Source organism: Streptomyces sp. NBC_01214 (genome assembly GCF_026340975.1).
Taxonomy (GTDB): domain Bacteria; phylum Actinomycetota; class Actinomycetes; order Streptomycetales; family Streptomycetaceae; genus Streptomyces.
Window position 1 is genome coordinate 1,325,030 of record NZ_JAPEOS010000003.1, and the last position, 18,256, is coordinate 1,343,285.

The 18,256-nt window shown below is 73.1% G+C and carries 17 protein-coding genes; 8 read left to right on the forward strand and 9 right to left on the reverse strand.

Going from position 1 to position 18,256, the window contains the following annotated elements; translation table 11 throughout:
- Positions 1-51 precede the first annotated feature (51 nt).
- Together OG594_RS42395 and OG594_RS42400 are read right to left on the reverse strand one after the other, a co-directional pair.
- A complete protein-coding gene (locus OG594_RS42395; RefSeq protein ID WP_266607716.1) occupies positions 52-699 on the reverse strand; it encodes a DUF6629 family protein in 648 nt (215 codons plus the stop codon).
- Positions 683-2,164 (reverse strand): MFS transporter, encoded by a 1,482-nt coding sequence (locus tag OG594_RS42400; RefSeq protein WP_266607717.1) that lies wholly within the window; start codon positions 2,162-2,164, stop codon positions 683-685. The genes OG594_RS42395 and OG594_RS42400 overlap by 17 nt, the downstream gene beginning before the upstream one ends.
- 163 nt (positions 2,165-2,327) lie before the next feature.
- Here OG594_RS42400 and OG594_RS42405 point away from each other — a divergent pair, with 163 nt between their 5' ends.
- The 5 genes from OG594_RS42405 to OG594_RS42425 all read left to right on the forward strand — a co-directional run bounded on the left by OG594_RS42405 (position 2,328) and on the right by OG594_RS42425 (position 10,203).
- A complete protein-coding gene (locus OG594_RS42405) occupies positions 2,328-5,936 on the forward strand; it encodes a S8 family serine peptidase (protein ID WP_266607718.1) in 3,609 nt (1,202 codons plus the stop codon).
- Between the two features lie 151 nt (positions 5,937-6,087).
- A complete protein-coding gene (locus OG594_RS42410; RefSeq protein ID WP_266607719.1) occupies positions 6,088-6,870 on the forward strand; it encodes a hypothetical protein in 783 nt (260 codons plus the stop codon).
- A 50-nt stretch (positions 6,871-6,920) separates the two neighbouring features.
- Positions 6,921-7,697 (forward strand): hypothetical protein, encoded by a 777-nt coding sequence (locus OG594_RS42415; protein ID WP_323185447.1) that lies wholly within the window; start codon positions 6,921-6,923, stop codon positions 7,695-7,697.
- 8 nt (positions 7,698-7,705) lie between these two features.
- On the forward strand, positions 7,706-9,079 hold the full coding sequence (locus OG594_RS42420; RefSeq protein ID WP_266608852.1) for a cytochrome P450: 1,374 nt from the start codon (positions 7,706-7,708) through the stop codon (positions 9,077-9,079).
- Between the two features lie 179 nt (positions 9,080-9,258).
- A complete protein-coding gene (locus tag OG594_RS42425) occupies positions 9,259-10,203 on the forward strand; it encodes a hypothetical protein (RefSeq protein ID WP_266607720.1) in 945 nt (314 codons plus the stop codon).
- Here OG594_RS42425 and OG594_RS42430 read toward each other — a convergent pair.
- Both OG594_RS42430 and OG594_RS42435 read right to left on the reverse strand, forming a co-directional pair.
- Positions 10,189-11,586 carry a gluconate:H+ symporter gene (locus tag OG594_RS42430; protein ID WP_266607721.1) on the reverse strand — a complete coding sequence of 466 codons (1,398 nt, stop codon included), beginning with the start codon at positions 11,584-11,586 and terminating at the stop codon, positions 10,189-10,191. The two genes, OG594_RS42425 and OG594_RS42430, sit on opposite strands and share 15 nt — an antisense overlap.
- Positions 11,587-11,598: 12 nt before the next feature.
- Entirely contained in the window at positions 11,599-12,120 is a 522-nt protein-coding gene (locus OG594_RS42435; protein ID WP_266607722.1) for a gluconokinase, read from the reverse strand.
- A gap of 130 nt (positions 12,121-12,250) precedes the next feature.
- Between OG594_RS42435 and OG594_RS42440 the strand changes: the two genes are divergently transcribed.
- The gene (locus tag OG594_RS42440; RefSeq protein ID WP_266607723.1) at positions 12,251-12,967 is read left to right on the forward strand and encodes a FadR/GntR family transcriptional regulator; all 717 of its coding nucleotides are present in this window, start codon (positions 12,251-12,253) and stop codon (positions 12,965-12,967) included.
- A gap of 166 nt (positions 12,968-13,133) precedes the next feature.
- Here the strand turns inward: OG594_RS42440 and OG594_RS42445 are convergent, their stop codons facing one another.
- The gene (locus OG594_RS42445) at positions 13,134-14,021 is read right to left on the reverse strand and encodes a sigma-70 family RNA polymerase sigma factor (RefSeq protein WP_266608854.1); all 888 of its coding nucleotides are present in this window, start codon (positions 14,019-14,021) and stop codon (positions 13,134-13,136) included.
- Between the two features lie 211 nt (positions 14,022-14,232).
- Between OG594_RS42445 and OG594_RS42450 the strand changes: the two genes are divergently transcribed.
- Positions 14,233-14,574 carry a hypothetical protein gene (locus tag OG594_RS42450; RefSeq protein WP_266607724.1) on the forward strand — a complete coding sequence of 114 codons (342 nt, stop codon included), beginning with the start codon at positions 14,233-14,235 and terminating at the stop codon, positions 14,572-14,574.
- A 2-nt stretch (positions 14,575-14,576) separates the two neighbouring features.
- Here the strand turns inward: OG594_RS42450 and OG594_RS42455 are convergent, their stop codons facing one another.
- The 3 genes from OG594_RS42455 to OG594_RS42465 are packed head-to-tail and all read right to left on the reverse strand — an operon-like array spanning position 14,577 to position 16,067.
- The gene (locus OG594_RS42455; RefSeq protein WP_266607725.1) at positions 14,577-15,074 is read right to left on the reverse strand and encodes an HIT family protein; all 498 of its coding nucleotides are present in this window, start codon (positions 15,072-15,074) and stop codon (positions 14,577-14,579) included.
- 19 nt (positions 15,075-15,093) lie between these two features.
- Positions 15,094-15,795, reverse strand: a complete 702-nt coding sequence (locus tag OG594_RS42460; protein WP_266607726.1) for an AMP-binding protein — start codon at positions 15,793-15,795, stop codon at positions 15,094-15,096.
- The gene (locus OG594_RS42465; RefSeq protein WP_266608856.1) at positions 15,783-16,067 is read right to left on the reverse strand and encodes an AMP-binding protein; all 285 of its coding nucleotides are present in this window, start codon (positions 16,065-16,067) and stop codon (positions 15,783-15,785) included. The genes OG594_RS42460 and OG594_RS42465 overlap by 13 nt, the downstream gene beginning before the upstream one ends.
- Before the next feature lie 242 nt (positions 16,068-16,309).
- Here OG594_RS42465 and OG594_RS42470 point away from each other — a divergent pair, with 242 nt between their 5' ends.
- Positions 16,310-17,260: an IS481 family transposase gene (locus OG594_RS42470; RefSeq protein WP_266607727.1), complete on the forward strand. Its 951-nt coding sequence runs from the start codon at positions 16,310-16,312 to the stop codon at positions 17,258-17,260.
- Here the strand turns inward: OG594_RS42470 and OG594_RS42475 are convergent.
- The gene (locus tag OG594_RS42475) at positions 17,257-18,240 is read right to left on the reverse strand and encodes an IS481 family transposase (protein ID WP_266605114.1); all 984 of its coding nucleotides are present in this window, start codon (positions 18,238-18,240) and stop codon (positions 17,257-17,259) included. The genes OG594_RS42470 and OG594_RS42475 overlap by 4 nt on opposite strands.
- Between the last annotated feature and the right edge of the window lie 16 nt (positions 18,241-18,256).

Genomic DNA, 18,256 nt, shown 5'->3' on the forward strand with positions numbered 1-18,256 from the left:
CTGCTGCCCGCGTGTGAAGTCACTACATACGTCTAGGTAACTTTCGGTCGATCACGAGGCGGCGGGAGCCGGTTCCGGCCGCCGGACCCAGCCCCAGACCAGCAGTGACGCGACCGCCGCGAAGGCGCACCAGGTGGAGGCGAATTCCAGCCGCCACAGCGCTGAGCAGGCCAGCGCCCCCACCGCCAGCACCACGCCGAGGGTCCCGAGCCGCCGGTCGCCCGAGAGCAGTAGCGAGCCCAGCGTGGCGAACAGGTAGCCCGCCAGCACCAGCGGCATCCACGGAACATTCACGCCGTAGCCGATGGTGTGGCCCCGGATCTCGGCGGTCACCGGCCGCGTCGCGAGGCAGTACGAGAGCACCGCGGCGGTGGCCAGACCCGCGGCCAGCGGTGCCCACAGCCGGCGCCGGGCCTCGGGTGGGGCCGCGAGTAGGACCCCGGCCGGTACCCAGAGCACCAGCAGCGGCAGGGCGATCACCGCCCAGGCCGTGGCGGCCGGGGAGCAGCCGCCGCCCGTGCCCCACACCGCGGTTTCCACCAGCTGGTGCGCACCCAAGAGCAGCGGCAGCGCGGCGACGGGCAGGTCGCGGGCCCGCCGCACCCGCGCCACGCACGCGATCCCGACGGCGTAGATCGCCGCGCCCGCCACCAGGTCGGCCGTCGCGCTCCAGCACGCGGGATCAGCCGGACCCCTCACGCGGTTCGAGCGGCGGGGCCGACACCGCGCAGTACGTGTGGCACTGGGGGTGGCACGCCTCGGGCGCGGGGGAGCGCACGGTCGCCCAGGCCAGGGCGGCGCCGGCCACGAACGCCCCGGTGCACCAGAGCATCGCCCGACCGAAAGCGGCGTCGAACTGGGTCGCCGAGCGGTACGACTCAGGCCCCATTCCGGACAGCAGCGGCAGCGCCGCCACCGCGAGCAGCCCGGCCACGCGCGCCGCCGCGTTGTTGATGCCGCTGGCCAGGCCCGCCCGACCGGGATCCACCGAGGCGAGCACGGTCGACGTCAGCGGGGCCACCAGGGCCACGAGGCCCATGCCCATGACGACCATCGCGGGCAGCACGTCCCGTACGTACGAGGCCGAAGGTCCCACCCGCAGCATCAGCAGCGTCCCTGCCGCACACAGCAGCGGACCCACCGTGAGCGGGACGCGCGGCCCGATCCGCTCCCCGAGCTCACCCGAGCGCGCCGACAGGAGGAGCATGAGGAGGGTCGTCGGGAGCATCGCGGCCCCGGCGGCCAGCGCCGAGTAGCCGGACACCACCTGGAGCTGGAGCACGACGAGGAAGAAGAACCCGCCGATCGCCGCGTACACGCACAGGGTGACGAGGTTGACGGCGGTGAACAGTCGGGACGCGAAGATGTCCGGTGGCACCATCGGATCGGGCCGCCGCCGCTCCACGTAGACGAAGGCGATGCCCAGCAGGACCCCGAGCACCGCGGCGACGATCACTGCCGGCGCGCCCGACCGGGCCTCGATCAGCGCGTAGGTGACCAGTCCCAGGGCGCTCGCACCGAGTGCCGCCCCGGCCACGTCGAACCGCCCGTGCGCCTGCGGGTCCCGCGATTCCGGTACGTGCCGCAGGGCGACCGGCACGCACACCGCGGCCAGCGGCACGTTCAGCAGGAACACCCACCGCCAGCCCGGCCCGTCCACCAGCCAGCCGCCGAGGAACGGTCCCACGGCCGCGCCCACCCCGCCGAGCCCCGACCACAGGCCGATCGCCCGCCCCCGGTCCTCGGCGCGGACGGACGCCTGGATCAGGGCCAGGGAGCCGGGCGCCAGCAGCGCCCCGCCGATGCCCTGCAGGGCCCGGGCGGCGATCAGCACCCCGGCGTTCGGCGCGATGCCGCACAGCAGCGAGCCGACCGCGAACCACACCACGCCGAGCACGAAGATCCGGCGCCGCCCGAAGCGGTCGCTCAGGGATCCGCCGACCAGGATCAGCCCGGCCAGGGTCAGCAGATAGGCGTTCACCGTCCACTGGAGCACGGCCAGATCGGCGTCGAGGTCCTCCCCGATGCGCGGCAGCGCCACGTTCACCACGGTGCCGTCCAGCATGGCCATGGTCGACCCGAGCACGGTGGTCAGCAGGATCCACCGGCCGCGTGCGGACGCGATCGGGATGCCGGCTCCGGACGGCTCGGCGGGCGCAGTCATGTCTTCAGGCTGGCGCGCGCGGCCCGTGCGGGCCACCGGGGCGGGCCGGGGACGGCCGAAAAGTCACCCTTGTAATGAGCATGACGCCTCGTTCACCATGACCCGCGCACGTCACGCGCACCCTTCCCGCACATCCCGCACACGGCGTACGAGGAGACAACACGTGGCCCAACGCGACAACCGGTCCCCACGAGCCTTGCGGCCCACCAGGCCGGCCAGGCCCGCACGGTCCTTACGCGCGGCACTCGCCGCCCTCACCTCGGTCCTGCTCCTGCCGATCGGCGCGGGCGTCGCCGCGGCCGCGCCGGACCCCGGCCCCGCCGCCCCGACCGCGGCCGAGCGCAAGATCGAACCGCGGCTCCGCGCCCAGCTCGACGACTCCGCCAAGGCGGCCTTCTGGGTCTACCTCGACAGCGCCGCCGACCTCACCGCCGCGGGGAAGCAGCAGACCCGCGCCGCCAAGGCCGAAACGGTTCTGCGGATCAAGAAGGACCACGCCGCGCGCAGCCAGGCCGAGGTCGTCAAGGCCCTGCAGGGCGCCGGAGCCGAGTACACCTCGTACTGGATCGTCAACGCCGTGCGCGTCGTCGGCAGCCAGAAGCTCGCCGGGACCCTCGCCCAGCGGCCCGAGGTCGCCCGGATCGACGCCGACGACAAGGTCGACCTCCCCAAGCCCACCGAGGGCCAGCGGGAGAAGGCCGTCGCCGACGCCGTCGAGTGGAACATCGACCGGATCAAGGCCCCGCAGGTCTGGGACCAGGTCGGCGTGCGCGGCGAGGGCATCGTCGTCGCCAACATCGACAGCGGCGTGGACTACACCCACCCGGCCGTGAACAACCAGTACCGCGGCAAGAAGGCGGACGGCACCTACGACCACGCCTACAACTGGTTCGACCCGGCGGGCGTGTGCACCACCGCGGCCCCCTGCGACAACAACGACCACGGCACCCACACCATGGGCACGATGGTCGGCGACGACGGCGGCGCCAACAAGATCGGCGTGGCCCCCGGCGCCAAGTGGATCGCGGCCAAGGGCTGCGAGTCGAACTCCTGCTCCGAGGCCTCCCTCCTCGCCTCGGGCCAGTGGATCGTCGCCCCGACCGATCCGAGCGGCCAGAACCCGCGGCCCGATCTCGCCCCGCACATCGTCAACAACTCCTGGGGCGGGAGCGGCGGCGACACCTGGTACCAGCAGATCGTCGACACCTGGCGGGCCGCCGGCATCTTCCCGGCCTTCTCCAACGGGAACGCGGGCCCGAGCTGCAACACCGCCGGCTCGCCCGGCGACTACGCCAGCTCCTACAGCTCCGGCGCCTTCGACATCAACAACGCCATCGCGTCCTTCTCCTCGCGCGGCGCCGGCCCCGGCGGCATCGTCAAGCCGAACATCGCCGCCCCCGGCGTGAACGTCCGCTCCTCCGTCCCCGGCGGCGGGTACGAGGCCTTCTCCGGCACCTCGATGGCCTCGCCGCACACCGCGGCCGCGGTCGCCCTGCTCTGGTCCGCCGCGCCCGCCCTGGAGGGCGACATCGCGCAGACCGAGTCGCTCCTGGACGGCACCGCCCTGGACACCGACAGCAGCCAGTGCGGGGGCAACGCCGCCGACAACAACGTCTTCGGCGAGGGTCGTCTCGACGTCCTCGCCGCCGTGAACGCCGCCCCGCGCGGCGCCATCGGCTCGCTCGGCGGCACCGTACGCTCCGGCGACCAGCCCGTCGCCGGCGTGAAGATCACCGCCGACGGCCCGATCGACCGTACGACCACCACCGCGGCCGACGGCAGCTACCGCTTCGCCTCCCTCTCGGTCGGCGACTACGTCCTGACCGCCGCCAAGTTCGGCTACGGGCAGCAGACCGGGACGGCCACGGTCACCGAGAACGGCACCGCCACGGGCGACTTCACCCTCACCCAGGCGCCTTCCGGCAAGCTCACCGGCACCGTCTCCTCGGCCGCCGGCCCCGCCGCGGGAGCCTCCGTCACCATCGCCGACACCCCGGTGACCGCGACCACCGACGCCCAGGGCCGCTTCGAGGTCACCCTGCCGCACGGCACGTACGACGTGAACGCCACCCTCGCCTCCCGCTGCGTCACCGGCGGCACGGCGAAGGTCACCGTCGCCGGCGACGCCACCGTCGCGGTCAACCTGCCCGAACGCACCGACGGCTACGGCTACGCCTGCGCCGCCGCCGGCGACCGCCCGTACGTCGAGGGCACCCGCCAGCTCGCGCTCACCGGTGACAACACCACCGAGCGCGTCGACCTACCCTTCCCGCTGCCCCTGTACGGCAAGACGTACGGCCAGGCCTGGATCGGCACCAACGGCACCGTCAGCTTCGGCGGCAACAACACCGGCGACATCAACGGGGACCTCCCGAGCACGGCCACGCCCAACGCGGCCCTGTACCCGTTCTGGGACGACCTGGTCGTCGGCGCCGCGGGCAGCGGCTCGGGCGTCTTCACCGGCGTCACCGGCACCGCTCCGCACCGCAGCTACGTGATCGAGTGGCGCCAGGTGTCCCACTGGTCGGCCCAGGCCGACAAGTTCTCCTTCTCGGCCACGATCGGCGAGGACGGCACCGTCTCCTACTCCTACAAGGGGACCGGCGGCACCGGCATCAAGGGCGGCTCCACGGCCACGGTCGGCGTGGAGAACGCGGCCGGCACCGACGCCTTCAAGTACTCCTTCAACACCGCGGTCATCACGGACGGCCTCTCCATCGCCTTCCGGACCACCAAGAGCGGTGTGGTGGCGGGCCGGGTGCTCGACGCCAACGACGGCAACGGCGTCGCGGGCGCAACGGTGACCGTCGGCACCGGTGACACGGCGGTCTCCGCCACCACGGCGGCGGACGGCGGATACGTCGTCCAGAGCCCGTCCGGCGCGCTCCCCGTCTCGCTGACGGCTCCGCAGTACGAGTCCGCCACGGCGACGGTGAACGTGAAGGCCGCCGACGTCACGGCGGTGACCCAGTCCCTGCGCACCGGAAAGGTGACGGCCTCCAAGCCGTCCGTCGAGGTCGTCCTCACGGCGAACCAGCAGCGGACACGGACGCTGGAGCTGACCAACCCGGGCCTGGGCACGGAGTTCACGGTGTCCGAGGACGCGACCTGGCTGACCGCCACGCCGGCCACCGGCACCCTCGCGACCGGCGCGAAGGTCCCGGTCACCCTTTCGGTGGACACCACCGGACTGACCCCGGGCGCGGTCCTCACCGCCGACCTGAAGATCACCTCGGCGAGCGGCCGGACCCCGGTCCTCTCCGTCCCGGTCAAGGTCGTCGTTCCGCGCTACCAGGTCGGCGTGGACGCCGGATCCGGCTACGCCACCACGGACAGCCTGGGTGACGCCTGGTCCCCGGACCGCAAGTACACGAAGGGCTCCTACGGCTACCAGGGCGACGGAACCGTCCAGTCCACCGGCCGCACCATCGCCGGCACGGACGACCAGCGGATGTTCCGCAACGCCCGGGAGGGCATGTACGAGTACCGCTTCGACAACGTGCCGAACGGCACCTACACGGTGGAGCTGGGCTTCGCGGAGCTCTCCTCGACCAAGCCGAACAAGCGCGTCTTCGACGTCCTGGCGGAGGGCACGCAGGTCCTGCCCTCCCTGGACATCTCCCTGGAGGCGGGCACGTACACGGCCCTGACCCGTACGTACACGGTCACGGTCACGGACGGAGTGCTCAACGTCCGCTTCGTCACGCACAGCAAGTTCGGCAAGCCCCTGCTGAACACCCTGCGGGTGACGGACCGCCCGGACAAGAGCTAGCCCGGCCGGTAGGACGCGGGGGCGGGGTGCCTGCGGGCGCCCCGCCCCTTCCCGCTCGCTGCTGCTCCGCGGGGGCATTCGGGTGGCGGGAGCGCGGGATCCGCAGCGGCCTGCCGACGGGCCGCCACCCGGCTCGTTAACGTGGGCGACCATGACCCCCCTGTGCGACCAGGCCACCGCCGTTCGGGCCCTCGTGGAGTCCGCCGACCCCGGGGCGGTGTGGGCCGTCGGCGGACCCGAGGGCCCCCGAGCGGGTTCGGACGGCGGGCACCCCGCCGACGCCGCCCTCGACGTGGACGGCCTCAGCGGCGTCCTCGCGCTCTGGCCGGTCATCGGCAGCCTCGTCGACGAGGGCGCACTACGGCTGCACACGCCGCTCGCCGCCTACGGGGACACGGCCGCCGAGGGCGTCCCCGCCGGGACCACCGCCCACCACCTCCTCACGCACCCGGGCGGGACCGCCGCCCCCACCCACCTCACCCACCTCACCCGCCTCGCCGAGCAGCTCTCCGGCAGCCCGCTCGCCGACCTCGCGGCCACCCGGGTCTGGCACCCCCTGGGCATGACCGGCACCCGCTTCGTCGACGGCGCCCTCCGTGCGCCCCTCGCCGACCTCCTCCGCTTCCTGCGCCACCTCCTGCATCCGGGAGACCCGGTGGACCCGCTTGCTCCGGCGGTCCCGGCAGGCATCAGCCGCGCCTGGACCGCCGAGTCGCTCCGGATCCGCACCGGCGAACTGACCCCTGCCCGCGGCCTGCTCTGGGACCCCGCCCCGCACGGAGTCTGGACCCACCACGCCCCGCAGGACGCCGGCCCGGCCCTCTGGGTCTCCCCCCGCCACCACCGCTGGGCGGTCCTGCTGCCGACCGCCGGGCGCGCCGCGCCGCGCCACGCCTTCCGCGAGGCCGCTTTCGCCCCAACTACCGCTGAATGACGGTCTGTTGTGTGAGATCCTGGAGGTCGCACCCAGGAGGTCACGGCCATATGAAGAAGACCCGCCGGCGCGACCGGGACGTACCCGGGCCGTCTTCACCGTGGGACGAGGTCGTACCGGGCCTGTGGATGGGCGGCCACTACTGGACCGACCCGGCCGGTGAGCTGTGGCCCGTCGTGGTGGGGGACGAGTTCGACCTCGTCATCAGCCTCTTCACCCGGACCGGCCACGGCCCGGGACCACGTGCCGAGCACGTCGTGGGGGAGATCCCGGACGCCAAGCTCACCGCCGACCAGCTCCACACCGTGCAGCGCCTCGCCCGCACCGCGGGACTTGCCCTCGACTCGGGCCTCACCACGCTGGTCCGCTGCCACTCGGGCTACAACAGGTCCGGCCTCGTCGTCGCCCAGTGCCTCGTCGACGGGGGACTGACACCCGCCGAGGCCGTCGCCCGAGTGCGCCGCGGCCGCTCGCCGTGGGCCCTGAACAACGAGGCCTTCACTCCTACCTCACCGCCGGGCTGGACGTCGCGGCGCTGCTGGTCGGGTTGGACCCCTGACGTGGTCCTCGGGGCGCGGAGTGCGCAGGTGGGACGTACGGTGATGCCGTTGTCGCCGAGTGTTGTCGCTCCCGCTGCGGAGGTACACGGATGCGTACGGTCCAAGGGGCCGCCCTCGACGGGCTCCGAGCACGGGTACGGGCCCTCGCCGCCCGGCGCCGCCCCGAGCGGGCCGGTCGGTCACCCCGCAGCGGAGCCCCGCTCGCGGACCGCGGGCCCGCGGTGCCGGGGCTGGGCGCGGAATCCCCCGGCCGGCGGACGTCCGTAAAACAATCGTTGCGGTACGCGGTCCCGGCCACCGCCCCGGCCCCCGCCCCGGCCGCGGAAACCGCCGCCCGGGCGGCCCTCGCCGGTTTCGGCGTCCTGCTGCACGCCCTGGTCCGGCCCCGCCCCGGCGAGGTGCGGACCTCGGCCGCCGCACTGCGGGCCCTGCGCGCACGGCGCGGGGACGCGCCCGCCCTGGTCCGCACCCGCTCCGGGCGGACCGTCCTCGTCCTCCTCGACCCGCAGGACCTGCGCCGCTTCTACGCCGAACCCGTCAGCGTCCTCGCGGCGGCCCCGCCGGACAAGTGCCGGGGCTCGAACCCCGAGGAACCCGACGATTCCGGCTGCTCGCGCGGCGAGCCCGGCGCGGAGCGGCGCGAGGTCAGCGCCGAGGTGCTGGCCACGGGCCGGCCCGTGCACCCCTCCTGCGGGCCCTTCCTCGCGGCCCTCGCAGAGGAGGCCCGGCACCTGACCGGCTCCGCACCCGCGACCGGCACCTCCACCCGCACCGCCGCCTCCACCCGCACCGGCCCCATCACCCTCGACCTCGCCCGCGCCCGCTACGCCGTGCACCGCGCCGCCCGGCGGATCGTGCTCGGCGACGCGGCAGCCGCGGACCAGCAGCTGAGCGGATGGCTCACCCAGCTGCGCGCCGAGGGCAGGGGTACACGCGGTGGCCGGGTGCGCGCCGCCCGTTCCGTACACGACAAGGCCCGCGCCCGCATCGAGGAGTACGCCTCCCGGGCGGGCGGCGACACCCTCGTCGGTCGGGCCGCCCGCCTCGCCGATCCGACCGGAACCCTGGACCCCGTCGGCCAGGCCCAGCACTGGCTGCTGGCCATGGACGCCGTCCCGGACACGTTGCTGCGCACCCTGCTCCTGCTCGGGGCGCACCCCGCGGAGCAGGACCTGGCGGTGGCCGAGGCCGCCGCCGAAGTCGCCGCCGGTGCGGAGCGGGGCGAACTGCCCAGGCTGCGGGCCTGCGTCCGGGAGTCCCTGCGGCTGTACCCGGTGGTGCCCGACCTGATCCGCGTCACCCGCGCCGAGACCGAATGGCGGGGCGTGCGCTACCCGGCCGGCACCTCGGTGCTGGTGCCCGCCGCGTTCCACCAGCGCGACCCCGAACGGGTCCCGGCCGCGCACGTGTTCGTGCCCGGCCGGTGGAAGAACCCGGGTGCCGACCAGGACATCCGGATGGCGCCCTTCAGCCACGGGGGCGGCCGCTGCCCGGGTGACCAGCTCGGCCTGATGGCCACCGCCGCGCTCTGCGCCGAGGTGCTGCGCGGCCATCGGGTCACGGGCACCCGGCCGGTGCTGGACCCGGTGGGACCGCTGCCCGCGACGCTCGCCCCACAGGGCATCCGGCTCACGCTCACCCGCCGCTGAGGGCGCCGCGGCGCCCGACCCGGTCCCCGTCCGCGCCCGACGTCGTTCGCTCTCGTCGGACCTTGACGGATCCTGCCCGACCCCGTCCGCCCGTGCTCGACCCCGTCCGTGCTCGACCCCGTCCGTCCCTGCCCGACCCCGTCCGTCCCCGAGCCCCTGCCGAACCCCACGAGGATCACATGCCCGACGCCGCGACCTCCGCGTCCACCGCCCCGGACATCGACCTGCTCGACGCCCCGTGCCGCGCCCTCGCCGAGGCCGCCGACGCGGTCGGCGAGGCCGCCCGCTACGCCTCCGGCCTGGCCTTCGGCGCCCGGCTGCCGGCGGTCGCCCTCGCTCGGGGCGGCCGTACCCGGCTCGGCTGGCGCACCCTACTGCGTACGCTCACCGACCCGTCGGGCCTCGGCTGGGCCCCGCGCGGCCGGGGCGTGGCCCGGGCCGGGCGGCTCGCCGGAATCCTGGCGGGCCGGGAGAGCCTCGCGATCAGCATCGCCGTCTGCGGGTTGAAGGCCCGGATCCGGGCCGCGAGTGCCGGCCACCCCGAACTGTTCGACGATCCCGGCGCGGCCGCGGTCCTGGGAGCCGTCCGAGCGGGCCGCCAGGGCGAGGCCGTCCGGCTGTTCCGCGCCATCATGCGCGAGCGCGGCGCCGAGCACGCCTTCGCGCTGCTCGCCCCGTCCTTCGCCGACATCCTCGCCTGGCACGCACTGACCGACGCGAACCCCTTCAACGACCACGCCGGTTGGCAGGTCGCCACCGGCCGGGCCGAGACCGCCGAACCGGCCCTCGGGCTCGGCGCCGCCTTCTGGGCCCTCTGCGACCGAGGTACGGGTCTACCCGAAGGGCCGGCCGCGACGGGGGCCGCGCCCACCCGCGGCCCGGCCCGCCGCCGGGTCACGGACCGGCCGCCCCGGCCGGCGCCGCGGCCGCCGGACGGCGGCCTGAGCGGTCACGCCGCCGCACTGCGCACGCACGCGTTCCGGCTGTACGGGGTGGCCGGAACGCGGGAGTGGCACGGTCCGCAGACCGAGGCCCTGCGGGCCGAGGTCACCAGGCTCGCCGCGCGCTGCGCCACGGCGGCGGGCGGGCTCGCGCTGGCCGCCGCCCAGCTACAGGACCAGTGACAGCAGCAGCACGAGGCCCAGGCCGACCACCGAGATGATGGTCTCCATCACCGACCACGTCTTCAGGGTCTGACCGACCGTCATCCCGAAGTACTCCTTGACCAGCCAGAAGCCGGCATCGTTGACATGGCTGAAGAACAGCGAGCCGGCCCCGATGGCCAGGACCAGCAGTGCGGTCCCGGTCGTGGACATGTCCGCCGCGAGCGGGGCCACCAGCCCGGCCGCCGAAATGGTGGCCACCGTCGCCGAGCCGGTGGCCAGGCGGATGGCCACGGCGATCAGCCAGGCCAGCAACAGGGTCGGCACGGCCCAGTCCTTGGACACGTCCAGGATCATCTGACCCACGCCCACGTCGATCAGCGTCTGCTTGAAGCCGCCGCCCGCGCCCACGATCAGGAGGATGCCCGCGATCGGGGCCAGGGACTTGTCCACCGTGGCCGAGATCCGCGCCCGGGTGAAGCCGGCGGCCCGGCCGAGCGTGAACATGGCCACCAGGACGGCCGCGAGCAGCGCGATCATCGGGGAGCCCGCGACGTCGGTCACGCGCTGCACCGGGTTGGCGGGGTCGTCGACCACGATGTCGACGAGGGCCTTGACGAGCATCAACGCCACCGGGAGCAGCACGGTGAACACCGTGGCCCCGAACCGGGGGCGGTGCTCCAACTCGGCCGAGGGGCGCGCCGCGATCATGCGCTCCGGCGCCGGGATGTCCACCCACCGCGCCGCATAACGGGAGAACAGCGGCCCGGCGATGATCACGGTCGGGATCGCCACGAGCACCCCGAGCCCGAGGGTGACCCCGAGGTTCGCGTGGAGCGCGTCGATGGCGACGAGGGGTCCGGGGTGCGGCGGGACCAGCCCGTGCATCACCGACAGGCCGGCCAGCGCCGGGATGCCGATCCGCATCAGCGAGTAGTTCCCCCGCTTGGCGACCAGCAGCACCACCGGGATCAGCAGCACGATGCCGACCTCGAAGAAGAGCGGCAGCCCGATCACCGAGGCGATCAGCACCATCGCCCACGGCATGGCCCGGCCCTTGGCCCGGGCGAGGATCGTGTCGACGATCTCGTCCGCGCCGCCCGAGTCCGCGAGCAGCTTGCCGAGGATCGCGCCGAGCGCGATCAGTACGCCGACGCCCGCGACCGTGGCGCCGAGTCCGGCGGTGAAGCTGGCGATGGTCTTGGCCAGCGGTGCGCCGGCGAAGACCCCGAGGGCCAGCGAGCCGACCGTCAGGGCCAGGAAGGCGTGCAGTGCGAAGCGGGTGATGAGCAGGACGATGACGGCTATGCCCGCCAGGACGGCTATCCCCAGCTGGGTGTTCCCGGCCGAGGTGATCGGTCCGGGGGCGGCCGCTGCCAGAGTCTCGACGCTGAGACCGGTCACGGTGGGGATTCCTCAGTTCTCTTGTGCGGGGAGCCGGCGCAGCGCGGCCAGCGCCCGCTCGGTGATGTCTTCCGGGGACCCGGACACGTCGACGACGACGCCGAGTTCGTCGTCCTGGAGCGGCTCCAGCGCGGCGAACTGCGAGTCCAGCAGGGTGGTGGGCATGAAGTGGCCCTTGCGCTCCGCCATGCGCTTCTCGATGAGGGGGCGCTCACCGGAGAGGTGGACGAAGACGGCCCCGGGGGCCGCGGCGCGCAGCCGGTCGCGGTAGGCGCGCTTGAGGCAGGAGGCGGCGATCACGCCGCCGCGCAGGTCGGCGCGGTTGCGGATCCACTCGCCGATGGCGTCGAGCCACGGCCACCGGTCCGCGTCGTCCAGCGGGATGCCGGCCGACATCTTGGCGACGTTGGCCGCCGGGTGGAAGGCGTCGCCCTCCGCGTACGGAATGCCGAGGGCCTCGGCGAGCAGTTGCCCCACGGTCGTCTTGCCCGTACCGGCCACGCCCATCACCACAATGACGCGCTGGGTGCTCACGCCTACCTCGCTGTCCTCGTCGACATCGTTCGTGTGGCACCACTGAAGCGCATTAAGTACTACGTATTCAAGCTTCAGGTCGGAAACATCACATCTTTTGTCGGTGGAAGCGTCACCGTACGCTTACGCCATGACCACCGAAGGCAGTCCCGGCCAGGGGCACGGGCTCCACACCCACGTGCTGGACACCCTCGGCCTCGCGATCACGGCGGGGGAGTACCTTCCGGGCAGCGTCCTGCGCACCGACGAGATCGCCGAACGCTTCAACGCCTCCCGCACCGTCGTACGGGAGGTGGTCCGCGTGCTGGAGTCGATGCACCTGGTCGAGTCCCGCCGCCGGGTCGGTGTCACCGTGCGCCCCACCGACGAGTGGAACGTCTACGACCCGCGCGTGATCCGCTGGCGCCTGGCCGGCACCGACCGGCCCCGACAGCTGCGGTCCCTCACCGTGCTGCGCTCCGCGATCGAGCCGGTCGCCGCCGGGCTGGCCGCGACGCTGGCCACACCGGAGCAGTGCGCCGAACTCACCGAGGCGGCCCTCGGCATGGTCCGCACCTCGCGCGGCCACCAGCTGGAGGGCTACCTGCGGCACGACATCGCCTTCCACCGCGTCGTGCTGAACGCCTCCGGCAACGAGATGTTCGCCCGCCTCGGGGACGTCGTCGCCGAGGTCCTGACCGGCCGCACCGAGCACGCGGTGATGTTCCACGATCCCGACCCCGCCGCCGTCACCCTGCACGTCCAGGTCGCCGAGGCGGTCCGCGAGGGCGACGCGGCGCGCGCGGAGGCACTGACCCGCCGGATCGCGGTGGGCGCCCTGGAGGAACTGGACGTACTCGCGCCCTGAACGCCGGGCCCCTCGGCCCAGGAGCCAGCGCGGGGCGTTGGCGACGCCCCACGCTGCGGGTATCGCCCCCGTGGGCAGGTGCTTGACGGCGCCGTGCCGCGGCCCGGAAGGGGCGGCCGCGGCACGGAACCGCTCCACCCGCTTCCGGGCGCCGGACGGCCCGCCCTCAGACGTCGAGCGCGGCGAGTTCGAGGGCGCCGAGACGCTCCGGTTCCGCCACGACGTCGATCTCGGTGATCAGGCCGTCCTCGATCGTGAAACCGAGCACCAGGAACAGGCGTCCCAGCGGGGCCATCGCCAGGCCGACCACTCCGTCGACCAGGGCCGGGGCCGTGGACCGGGCGCGCTGCATGGCGGCCATCGCGCCCGTGGCGACGGTGACGGCGCCGCGGACGAGGACCGGGGCGGGGGTGGGGCCGACGGCCTTGTCGGCCCGCAGCACCACGTCGGGGTGGAGCAGGGTGACGAGCGCGTCGAAGTTCCCGCCGCGGGTAGCGGCGAGGAAGGCGTCCACGACGCGGCGCTGGCGGGTCAGATCGGCCTCGGGCACCACCGGGGCCCCCTTGACCCGGCGGCGGGCGCGGCTGGCCAGCTGACGGGTCGCCGCCGGGGACTTCTCGATCATCGGGGCGATCTCGTCGAAGGGCACGGCGAACAGGTCGTGCAGGACGAACGCGAGCCGCTCGGCCGGTGCCAGCTGGTCGAGCACGACCAGCAGCGCCAGCCCGACGGAGTCGGCCAGGAGGGCTTCCTGCTCGGGGTCGACGGGGCCGCCGGGGCCGAGAGCGTCGGCGCGGCTGGCGACGGGGTCGGAGGGGTACGCCTCCATGGGGTCTTCGCGCCGGGACTCGCGCGAGCGCAGCAGGTTCAGGCAGACCCGTGACACGACCGTCGTCAGCCAGCCGCCGAGGTTCTCGACATCGCTGACATCGGACCGGTTGAGGCGCAGCCAGGCCTCCTGGACGGCGTCATCGGCCTCGGTGAGCGAGCCGAGCATGCGGTAGGACACCGCTCTCAGATGAGAACGGTGCTCTTCGAACCGTTCGGTCAGCATCGAATTCTCGTCCACCGGTCCCCCGTATCGCTCGCACACGCCGGGTCATCAACATAGATCACGCAGAAAAGGCCCTGGTGGGAGGGGAGTTGGTACCGGACCCGGCCGGGACCGACCGGGCCGGCCCACTGCTGGATAATGGCCCCTGAACAGCACAAGCGAGTGGAGACGCCGGATACCCCGCGTGGTCCGGCAGGAGAGGGAGCCCCCGATGGACGTGCAGCACTTCGAGCGGATCACCGCATTCATCGAGGCGCGGCTCACCCCGCTGTTCGACGAGGCGAAGGGCAGCGAACACGGCTTCGCCATGGACGACACCTCCCGCGCCCTGCGCGCGCTGCGCAACTCCGTCCTGGAGGCATCCGCCATCAAGGGCCTGATCGAGAAGCGGGAATCCGCCGAGCCGGCCATGCGCCGCGTCATCGACCAGTCGGTGGAGCACAACTGGGACGTACTGCGCGGCATCGCCCGCCAGTGGGAGGACCACACCGACTTCCGCCACGAGTTCAAGCACCACGCGTGGGAACTCGACCACCACCACGCGGAGGCCTGAGCTCAGCGCGGAGGTTCGAGGACTCCGCGCGCGGTGACGGCCGCGCGCAGGAGCCCGGCCGTGGCGGCCTGCTCCGCGGGCGACGGCGACAGGACCCCGTTCTCGGTCATCAGGGCGTGGAACTGCTGCCGCTCGTACGGAACCCCGGGCGGCAGCGCCGCGACGTGCCAGTGCAGGTGGGCGTTGCCCTGTCGGCTCCCCAGCGAGTACAGGTAGGTCCGTTCGCTGTCGAAGACGTCCTCGACGGCGAGCGCGACCTCCCGCACGACGAGCATCAACCGGGTGTAGGCCGCGGGGTCCAGATCGCGCACGGCGTGCTCTACGTGCGCCTTGGGGGCCACCAGGACCTTTCCGGGGAGCGTGGGCCAGCGGTCGAGGAAGGCCACGTGGTGCTCGTCCTCGAAGACGGTCTCGTGCGCGTAGTCGGGATCCCCGGCGAGGAAGGTGCACACGAAGCACGGTCCGCCGCGCGTCCGTTCGACGTAGGCTGCGAGGTCCATCGGTTCACGGTCCATCGGCTCACGGCCCATCGGCATCGGCATCGGTGTCGGCATCGGTGCATCCTCCCACTGACGCTCCGTCCGTCACAGGGCGGACCAGTGGTCCTCCGGGCGGCCGGTCACCACCAGGCAGCCGTCCGCGGTGCGCCGTGCGCGGACCACGGGCGAGGAGCTCGCCGCTTTCCCCGTCGGGCACGTCCTTGCCGTCGGGGTCGACCAAGCGGATCTCGTCGTCGGGCGAGAGCGGGCGGCCCTGCGTGGTGAGTACGGTCTCGTCCGGATCGGTGGGCCGGGTGAGGGTGAGCACCCCCTCGGCCGTGCCGAAGACCTGCTCCAGGCGGCAGCCCAACGCGGGACCCACCCGTTCGGCGGTCGCCCGGTCCACAGGTCCGCCGCCGATCTGCACCAGCCGAAGACTGCCCGGTTCGGCCCGGACCGCAGGAAGCGAGTCGAGCCACGGAGTGGCAGCCCGCGCCGGGTCGACGGTGAACCTGCCGTACGGGGACGATCCGCCCGGCCCCTCGAAGGTGAACACCCGCCGCAGGAAGGGGCCTTCGGCGGCGATGCCCGCGGCCATCGCCGTGAGGTCGAACCCCTGGTGGGTCGGGGGCCCGACGTATCCGACGGCCTGGCCGACTCGAACGAGGTGGGACACCTGCGACGCGCGGTGCGTCATCGGGCAGAACACGGGGACCGCGCCGGCGCGCATCAGCGCGAACACGGTGATGACGAACTCGGCACGTTGGGCAGCTGGACGACGACCCGCTGCCCGGGCCGCAGGCCGCGCAGCCGGAACCCGGCGGCCACCCGGTCCACGCGCCGGTTCAGGTGCGCGTACGTGACGCGGGTGGCGCCGTGCACGAGCGCGGTCCGCGGCCCGTACTGGAGGGCCCAGTCGCGCAGCAGGTCGTCGAGCGTGGCGCCGCGCCAGTGCCCGGCCGCCCGGTAACGGTCGACGAACTCGGCGGGCCACGGCGTGCAGCCGTCGCGCATGGATGTCACGACCCCGGTGAGCCAAGCCGCCAACGGCCCTGCGGGCAAGGCGCTTTCCCGACCACGGTCGCGCCCCGCCCTCAGCGGAACGTCCAATCGGCGTCCCCGACGGGAAGGACTAGGTGTTCTGTCCCGGGAGGTTGTGGACGGGTGACGCAGGTCTCGGCTGAGGCTTCTTGAACGGGTGAGGGCCTTCCGGGTTCGGTGTGGATTGCGACGTCTACACCGACCGAAAGGCCCTCGTGCCCCACCGTAATGCACCCCTGACCGAGACCGGACGTCTGCGGCTGGCCCGCTGCGTGGTCGTGGACGGCTGGACCTACCGCAGGGCAGCCGAACGCTTCCAGGTCTCGCCCACCACCGCCCAGCGGTGGGCGGACCGGTACCGGATGCTCGGAGAGGCCGGGATGGCCGACCGGTCCTCCCGCCCGCACCACAGCCCGCGCCGGACCCCCACCCGCACCGAACGCCGGATCATCAAGATCCGCGTCCTGCGACGCTGGGGACCGGCCCGCATCTCCGGACTCCTGCGCATCCCGGCCTCGACCGTGCACCGCGTCCTGACCCGCTACCGAATCGCCCGCCTCACTCACCTGGACCGGGCCTCCGGCACCGTCATACGCCGCTACGAACGCGAGAAACCCGAACTGGTGCACGTGGATATCAAAAAGCTCGGCAACATCCCCGACGGCGGCGGCCACAAGGTCCTCGGTCGCCCGGCGGGCCGCAAAAAGAAGTCCAGAGCCGGCTACCAGTACATCCACACCGCCGTTGACGACCACTCCCGCCTCGCCTACTCGGAGATCCACGCCGACGAGAAGAAGGAGACCGCCACCGGCTTCTGGCAGCGGGCCCAGGCCTTCTACACCTCGTGCGGGATCACCGTCGAACGCGTCCTGACCGACAACGGCTCCTGCTACAAGTCCCACCTCTGGCGCGACGCACTGGCGGCGGCCGGGATCACCCACAAACGAACCCGGCCCTACCGGCCGCAGACCAACGGCAAGGTCGAACGCCTCAACCGGACCCTCCTCGACGAGTGGGCCTACGCCCGCCCCTACCGCTCAGAACAGGAACGACGCGACGCGTTCCCGCAATGGCTGCACACCTACAATCACCACCGCGGACACACCGCACTCGCAGGCAAACCACCCGCCAGCCGCATCCCCAACCTCACTGGGCAATACAACTAGGTGTATTGACCCGCAGCGTTGTTGACTCGGCTGATGGGTGGGTGTCCGCCGAGTGCGGTGTGGCAGCGGTGGTGGTTGTAGGTGTGGAGGAAGTCTGCCAGGGCTGCTGTCCGCTCGGTGTTGCTGGTGTAGGGCCGGAGATAGGCCCACTCGTCCAGCAGGGTGCGGTTGAAGCGTTCGACCTTGCCGTTGGTCTGCGGCCGGTAGGGCCGGGTTCGTTTGTGGGTGATCCCGGCCTTGGTCAGGGTCTGGGTGAACAGCTTCGACTTGTAGCAGGAGCCGTTGTCGGTCAGGACGCGTTCGACGGTGATCGCGTGGTCGGCGAAGAATGCGTTCGCCCGCTCCCAGAAGCCGATGGCGGTCTCTTTGCGTTCGTCGGTCAGGACCTCGCTGTAGGCCAGGCGGGAGTGGTCGTCGACCGCGGAATGGACGTAGGAGTAGCCGATCACCGGTGTGTTGCTCTTGCGCTGGCCGGTGGTGGCCTGGCGGTTGCGGTCGCCGGCTGACCGGCCCACGACGCGCCATCCGCCGCCGTCGGGGATGTTGCCGAGCTTCTTGATGTCCACGTGGACCAGTTCACCGGGCCGGGTCCGCTCGTAGCGGCGGACCGGCTCGCCGGTGGGCCGGTCGAGCCAGGCCAGGCGGTTCAGGCGGTGCCGGACGAGGATCCGGTGCACTGTGGAGGCGGGCAGGCCCAGGATCGGGCCGATGCGGGCCGGGCCGAGCTTGCGGTCGGTCCGCAGCCGGCACACATGGTCCTCGACCGTGGCCGGGGTGCGGTGCGGCGTCGTGCGGGGCCTGCTGGAGCGGTCCGCAAGGCCCGCTTCGCCCTCGGCACGCCAGCGGCGGACCCACTTGTGGGCCGTGGGACGCGATATCCCCATCTCCGCGGCCACGTGCGCGACCGGACGCCCGGCCAGAACACGTTCGACCAGGATCCGCCTGCCGTGCACGGTCAGCCGGGCATTACGGTGGGACACGAAGACCTCCGTGTGT

Coding starts and splice junctions, on each gene's coding strand:
- OG594_RS42400 (WP_266607717.1), bottom strand. CDS start 2,164: ATGACTGCGCCCGCCGAGCCGTCCGGAGCCGGCATCCCGATCGCGTCC.
- OG594_RS42410 (WP_266607719.1), top strand. CDS start 6,088: ATGACCCCCCTGTGCGACCAGGCCACCGCCGTTCGGGCCCTCGTGGAG.
- OG594_RS42415 (WP_323185447.1), top strand. CDS start 6,921: ATGAAGAAGACCCGCCGGCGCGACCGGGACGTACCCGGGCCGTCTTCA.
- OG594_RS42425 (WP_266607720.1), top strand. CDS start 9,259: ATGCCCGACGCCGCGACCTCCGCGTCCACCGCCCCGGACATCGACCTG.
- OG594_RS42440 (WP_266607723.1), top strand. CDS start 12,251: ATGACCACCGAAGGCAGTCCCGGCCAGGGGCACGGGCTCCACACCCAC.
- OG594_RS42445 (WP_266608854.1), bottom strand. CDS start 14,021: ATGCTGACCGAACGGTTCGAAGAGCACCGTTCTCATCTGAGAGCGGTG.
- OG594_RS42450 (WP_266607724.1), top strand. CDS start 14,233: ATGGACGTGCAGCACTTCGAGCGGATCACCGCATTCATCGAGGCGCGG.
- OG594_RS42455 (WP_266607725.1), bottom strand. CDS start 15,074: ATGGACCTCGCAGCCTACGTCGAACGGACGCGCGGCGGACCGTGCTTC.
- OG594_RS42465 (WP_266608856.1), bottom strand. CDS start 16,067: ATGCGCGACGGCTGCACGCCGTGGCCCGCCGAGTTCGTCGACCGTTAC.